The sequence below is a fragment of the Anaerotignum sp. genome (genome assembly GCF_045122575.1).
Classification (GTDB): Bacteria; Bacillota; Clostridia; order Lachnospirales; family Anaerotignaceae; genus Anaerotignum_A.
The window spans coordinates 1-5,672 of sequence record NZ_JBGVHV010000088.1; the positions used below are offsets into that span (position 1 = coordinate 1).

Sequence of the window (5,672 nt, forward strand, 5' to 3'; positions counted from 1 at the left end):
AGATCATGGGCAGATGGAGTCTACCCAGAATGGAGATGATGGACAGCACGAAGGGGAAGATGGCGAAGACGAGGTAATAAGTCAGGCCGGCAGAGCGGCGGCCGACTTCCTTGCCAAGGAAGCCACGGATGGTTAAGTTTAATACTTGTTTTATCTTTTGCATGATTTGATCCTTTCTAAATGTCGCCACGACCTTCCCTCAATCTCGGCGTTTGTCCTCAGAAAAGGAGAAAAATCTTCGATTTTCCTACATTTCTGCTGACAAGCCGCCTGCGCGGGAATGCGGCGACAGCGAAGCAGCACAGCTGCGCGGCTGAACCGTTTGCGCGACTGCGGCAGATTATCGTTTTTTTGACTGGGCGGTATAGGCGGCACAAAGCATGAGGGGTTCGGTGAGAAATTTTTCACCGAAATAGGTCAGCTTCATCAGCAGGCCGGGGAGAATGACTACTTTTCCACGAAACATGCCGTTTCTGCCTATTTTTGCAACTTTTCGTGAAGTTAAGCCACCGATAGAGTGTTTTACGTTGGCACGTTGGTCGAAGCCCGTTTCCACGTGGCCGGGACAGAGGGCGGAAATTTTCACGTTGGAGCCAGTGCGGCGGAGTTCTTCGTGGAGGGCTTCCGTGAAGCGGAGAACGTAGGATTTGGTGGCGTAATAGGTGGACATGAGAGGGCCTGCCAGAAATCCTGCGGAAGAGGCAACATTGAGGATGTAGCCGTGATCTCTGGCGCGGAAATCCGCAAGGAACAGCTTGGTCAGGATATGGACGGCGCGGATATTCAGGTCGATCATGTTCAGTTCCGTTTCCAGAGGGACTTCCCAGGAAAGGCCAAAGGCGCCGAAGCCTGCGTTGTTGATGAGGATATCGATATTTTCGGATTTTGTTTCATCATACAGGCAGTAACAGTCTTCTGCTTTGGAAAGATCGACCGTTACGATTTTCACCTTTACGGGCAGGCGTTTTGCCAGCTGTTTCATTTTTTCGGTATCTCTGCTGGCGATGATAAGGTCGATGCCCTGTTTTGCCAGAAGGACTGCCATATCGCGGCCAATGCCGCTGGTGGCACCTGTGATGAGTGCTTTCATGGTTACCTCCTTTTGCGAGGCTCTGCCTCGCGCTCCGCTTAGGGAAATGATTTCCCTAAGAACCCTCATTTGTCCTGAAACCAAGTTTCAGGACGAGGAATATTTGCTATTATTATAAGAAAAGGACATGCCTTTTTCAACAAAAGCATGCCCTTTTTTATTTTTTCGTATCTTTATGGGATCATTCTGCCAGCAGATCAGCCACAAGGAAGGATACATCCGTCTGTTCGCTGAGGATACCTCTTTCATAGAGCCAGTCTGCATTCTGCTGCCATACAGCCACATCCTGAGACATGAATTCTGCTGTTTCCTTTTCCATTGCAGGAAGCAGGATCTTCAGGCTTTCTGTTTCTACTGTAGGAGACAAAGGGAAGTTTTCTGCATTCTGATGATCCAGCAGGATCTGCAGAGCTTCTTCGGGGTTTTCCTTTGTGAAATCAAAGCCTTTTTTTGCTGCACGCAGGAATTTCTGCAGTTTTTCAGGGTTATTTTCTACCGCATCCTGACCTGCCAGGAATACCAGTTCATATACTTCGGGTACGCCAAAGTCTGTAGGGAAGAAATAATTGATTTCAATGCCTTCTTCTTCCAGCTGGGGCACTTCATGGTTCACCATATTACCGATGGTCGCATCTACCTGACCGGTTGTTGTTGCTGTCAGCAGGTCAAAGCCAACATCTACGAATTCACAGGAATCTGCCGCCAGACCAACATGTTCCAGCATGGATTTGATCTGTTCCTCGGACAGAACTGTACCGGCATAGCCGATTTTCTTACCTTCCAGATCTTCTGCGCTGTCAATGCCGCTTTCTTTCAGAGAGATCACAACATTCAGAGATTCCTGCGCCACTGCACCAATGGAAACGATGGGTACATCTTCTTCCACTGCTGTCAGGATAGCATCCTGCAGGTAATACATCCCCACATCCGCCTTACCCGCTGCGGGCAGGGAAATGCCGTCATTTGTATTTGCAGGGAAATTAACAACAAGATTCAGGCCTTCTTCTGCGAAATAGCCTTTTTCCTGCGCTACATACAGGAAGGAATGGATGGCATTGGGATACCAGTCCAGAACGATGGAGAAATCCTCCAGACCGTTATCTTCTGCCGCAGGTTCACTGCCGCCGCAGCCCACAGCGGAAAACGCCAGAACAGCTGTCATAATCATCGCAAATAGTTTTTTCATATTCAAAACCTCCTTAGAGTTCTTTACGCCAGGTAATCACTTTATTTTCAATGAGGGTAATGATCCAGACAGTGAGCATGGCTACTACAGACAGCAGAACCACGGGGGCAAACACCCCTGCCCCATCCAGCTGGGTCATCATACGTTTGCTGAAATAGCCCAGACCGCTCTGCGCCCCCAGCCATTCCGCAATGGCAGCCCCGATGACACTCATGGGGATGGACATTTTAATAGCAGAAAAGAAATTGGGCAGAGCCGTAGGCAATTTCAATTTCAGGAAAACATCTTTTTTCGTTGCACCATAGGTGATGAGCAGTTCTTCCATTTCCCGTTTTGTCCCCTTCAGGCCATCGAAAACAGTAATGGCAATAGGGAAGAATGTGATTAAGATTGTGACCAGCACCTTGCTCCAGATCCCATAGCCAAACCAGAGGATAAACAGCGGCGCAATGGCTGTGGTAGGGATGGTCTGAGATGCCACGATCACAGGATAAAGCGCTTTTTCCAGTCGGGGATTCCAGTCCATGGAAATAGCCAAAAGCAAGCCCAGCACAATGGAAATACACAGCCCCAGTGCCGTTACACTCATGGTAGCAGGCAGGTGTTCCAGAAAGAGGATCTCTTTCAGTTCCCACAGGCGTACCAGAATTTCCACGGGGGAAGGCAGGATATATGCCGCATCGATGCCCATGGCCACCCCCTGCCAGATCATCAGCAGAACAAAGACCAGGATCAGAGAAGAAATATTTTTCATACGTTCACGCTCCTTCTCAGTTTACCGATGAGCTGTTCCTTCAGTTCCACGATTTCAGGGCGCTTCAGGTCACTGCGGTCTCTTTTCTCCGGCAGAGGTACTTCCACCATTTCCATAGAAGAAAAGGGTCTGTCCTGAATGACAAAAATCTTTTTGGAAAGGAAGATGGCTTCCTCTACGTCATGGGTGATGAACAGAATGGTCTGATTGTAATGTTCTCTCTGTTTCAGGAGCCATTCCTGCATATCCACCCTTGTCAGGAAATCCAGTGCAGAAAAAGGCTCATCCAGCAGGAGCATATCCGCACCGGAAAGCAGGGTTCTGGCAAAGGATACCCGCTGCTTCATACCGCCTGAAAGGTCTTTGGGATATTTTTTCATATAATCCAGAAGCCCTACCTGTTCCAGAACCTCTTTGCATCTTTTTTCCTGTTCTTTTTTCTCCACCCCTGCCAGTTCCATGGGCAGGCAGATATTCTGCTCGATAGTTCTCCAAGGAAACAGCAGGTCTTTCTGGGGCATGAAAGCACTATACTGCTTCAACCCCGCAATGGGTTTGCCGTCCACAGTGATCTCTCCCTGCTGCAGTTTTTCCAGCCCGTTGATGAGGCGGAAAATGGTGCTTTTCCCACAGCCGGAGGCACCGATGATGGACACAAAATCCCCTTCTTCTACAGAAAAGGAAAGGTTCGTCATCATCGGGGCTTCGTCTCCCTCGTATTGGAATGTCACATTCTTAAATTCCAACATAATTGTTACTCCTTAATACTCTAAGCTGTACGCCATATCCCAGAAATCCGCTTCATAGCGGCTGCAATTCACAAAAATCTCTTTCAGATGTTCTTCTCGTTTTTCGTCAATGCCTTCACCGTATTTGTCGACAAGGTCGATGATCTGCTGTGTGCTGTCGCAGTATTCCTGACAGGAATAGCCGTTCACCCATTCGCCGTACATAGGATGCTCCAGCGCACCGGGAATGGTCTTATGATGCTCCCCGATCATCTGATAACTCCATGCGCAGGAAAGAACTGCCACCAGAACTTCCAGCACACCGCCCTTATAGGCTTCATCCAGCATATAGGAAGTATAGGACTGATTGGACAAAGCGGTTTTGGTATTTGCCACTTCCTCCTCTGTGATGCCCAGTCTGGCCATATAAGCCTTATGGACATTCATCTCCCCATCCAGCGTATCATGCACCATGCCTGCAAAGAGACGCTGCAGTTCTTCCTCCTCTGCTTTTACGATACCAAGGGCAAAAACCTTGGAATACTGCAGCAGATAACGGTAATCCTGGATCATATAGAACCGAAACCGTTCCATGCCGAGGGTGCCTTCTCCCAGTTCCTTTACAAAGGGCTGTGTCAGGTAACCGTCCCAGATGGGCTTTGCTGCCTCATACAATTTGTCTGTCAACTTCATAACATCATCCTTTCTTTTTGGAAAGGAAAAGCGAAAGGCATGAAAAAAAGCCTTTCCCACATTCGGGAAAGGCCATATCTGCTTTCTGAAATTCGCTTCCCTCCGTTGGTACTAACCACATCAAGTTCAAAGGGTTGGAAATACTTCCTCTCAGCTGCTCCTGCAGCACCCCCAGCTTCGAATAATTCAATTCTGATTTTGATTATATATCATAAATGCGAAAAAAGAAAGCCCAAAATACAATTTTTCTGGTGGTTCCTTATAAATACCATTTCTTTTCTCTTCGGGAAAAAATACCGAAAAAAAGCCGTATCTTCCCCGTTTTTTATTCCATTCGCAGAAACGTGAAATTTTTGTAAAAAATCGTTTGCAAACGAAGGATTTTTCCTTTACATTTCCAGAAAAATGAATACAATAAAAATGATTGATAACAAAAACATTTCTTTATTATATCAGAAAGAAGGATATCCGAATGGATTATGATACCCAATTGATCAACCTGGCACTGGATGCAGGGGAACTGATGCTGGCCTCCGGGGCGGAAACATTCCGCGTGCAGGACACCATGCTGCGTATCCTGAATACCACCGGCCGAGAAAAGGTAGAAGCACTGGCGATGTGTACACTGCTGATCGTGACACTGCCCAGAGAAGACAGCGGCCCCCTTTCCATGACCCGCGGCGTGAGAAGCCGTGCCGTCAATTTTGAAAAGATCTGTGCAGTAAACGATATGTCCCGCGCCTTCGTTTCCGGCGAAATTTCTCTGGAAGAAGCCAGCGCTCGCTGCAAGGAGATCTACCACGCGCCCAACTTCAAATTCAGCACCAGAGTATTAGGCTACGCTGTCAACGGCGCAGGTTTTGCCGTTATGGTAGGCGGTGGCCCCCTAGAAGGGTTTATTTCCTTCTTTATCGGTCTTCTGATGGGTATCACACTGGTTCATTTCGGCGACAAAAAAGTTCCTTTCTTCTTCGGCCCTCTGATGGGCGGTCTGGTAACAGGGCTGGCGGCCTGCTCCGCTCATTTCCTGCTGCCGGGTACTCAGCTGGATAAAATGATCATCGGCACCATGAAGGCATTGCTGCCCGGTCTGGCTCTTTCCAAAGCCATGCGTGACCTTTTGGAAGGCAACCTCATCAGCGGGAACTCCAAAGTGGTGGAAGTACTGCTCAATGCCGTTTCCATCGCCGGCGGTGTTGCCATCGCTCTGACTATTTTCCA

At 48.3% G+C, this 5,672-nt stretch carries 6 protein-coding genes and 1 riboswitch; of the genes, 1 reads left to right on the forward strand and 5 read right to left on the reverse strand.

From position 1 onward, the window contains the following. Positions 1-340: 340 nt before the first annotated feature. The 5 genes from ACJMLT_RS03960 to tenA all read right to left on the reverse strand — a co-directional run bounded on the left by ACJMLT_RS03960 (position 341) and on the right by tenA (position 4,451). Positions 341-1,090 carry an SDR family NAD(P)-dependent oxidoreductase gene (locus ACJMLT_RS03960; protein ID WP_405726918.1) on the reverse strand — a complete coding sequence of 250 codons (750 nt, stop codon included), beginning with the start codon at positions 1,088-1,090 and terminating at the stop codon, positions 341-343. A gap of 181 nt (positions 1,091-1,271) precedes the next feature. Then, positions 1,272-2,276, reverse strand: coding sequence for an ABC transporter substrate-binding protein (locus tag ACJMLT_RS03965; protein WP_405726921.1), 1,005 nt, complete (start codon positions 2,274-2,276; stop codon positions 1,272-1,274). A gap of 13 nt (positions 2,277-2,289) precedes the next feature. Beyond that, on the reverse strand, positions 2,290-3,030 hold the full coding sequence (locus ACJMLT_RS03970; protein ID WP_405726924.1) for an ABC transporter permease: 741 nt from the start codon (positions 3,028-3,030) through the stop codon (positions 2,290-2,292). Then, on the reverse strand, positions 3,027-3,779 hold the full coding sequence (locus ACJMLT_RS03975; RefSeq protein ID WP_405726927.1) for an ABC transporter ATP-binding protein: 753 nt from the start codon (positions 3,777-3,779) through the stop codon (positions 3,027-3,029). The genes ACJMLT_RS03970 and ACJMLT_RS03975 overlap by 4 nt, the downstream gene beginning before the upstream one ends. 12 nt (positions 3,780-3,791) lie before the next feature. Further along, entirely contained in the window at positions 3,792-4,451 is a 660-nt protein-coding gene (gene tenA, locus ACJMLT_RS03980) for a thiaminase II (RefSeq protein WP_405726930.1), read from the reverse strand. Positions 4,452-4,531: 80 nt separating this feature from the next. Continuing rightward, a riboswitch (TPP riboswitch) is annotated at positions 4,532-4,634 on the reverse strand. A 289-nt stretch (positions 4,635-4,923) separates the two neighbouring features. Between tenA and ACJMLT_RS03985 the strand changes: the two genes are divergently transcribed. Continuing rightward, on the forward strand, positions 4,924-5,672 hold a 749-nt coding region (locus tag ACJMLT_RS03985), incomplete at its 3' end, for a threonine/serine exporter family protein (protein ID WP_405726933.1).

What these genes read in the sequence shown, in the direction of transcription:
- ACJMLT_RS03960 (WP_405726918.1), bottom strand. Translation starts at nt 1,090, where the DNA reads ATGAAAGCACTCATCACAGGTGCCACCAGCGGCATTGGCCGCGATATG.
- ACJMLT_RS03965 (WP_405726921.1), bottom strand. Translation starts at nt 2,276, where the DNA reads ATGAAAAAACTATTTGCGATGATTATGACAGCTGTTCTGGCGTTTTCC.
- ACJMLT_RS03970 (WP_405726924.1), bottom strand. Translation starts at nt 3,030, where the DNA reads ATGAAAAATATTTCTTCTCTGATCCTGGTCTTTGTTCTGCTGATGATC.
- ACJMLT_RS03975 (WP_405726927.1), bottom strand. Translation starts at nt 3,779, where the DNA reads ATGTTGGAATTTAAGAATGTGACATTCCAATACGAGGGAGACGAAGCC.
- tenA (WP_405726930.1), bottom strand. Translation starts at nt 4,451, where the DNA reads ATGAAGTTGACAGACAAATTGTATGAGGCAGCAAAGCCCATCTGGGAC.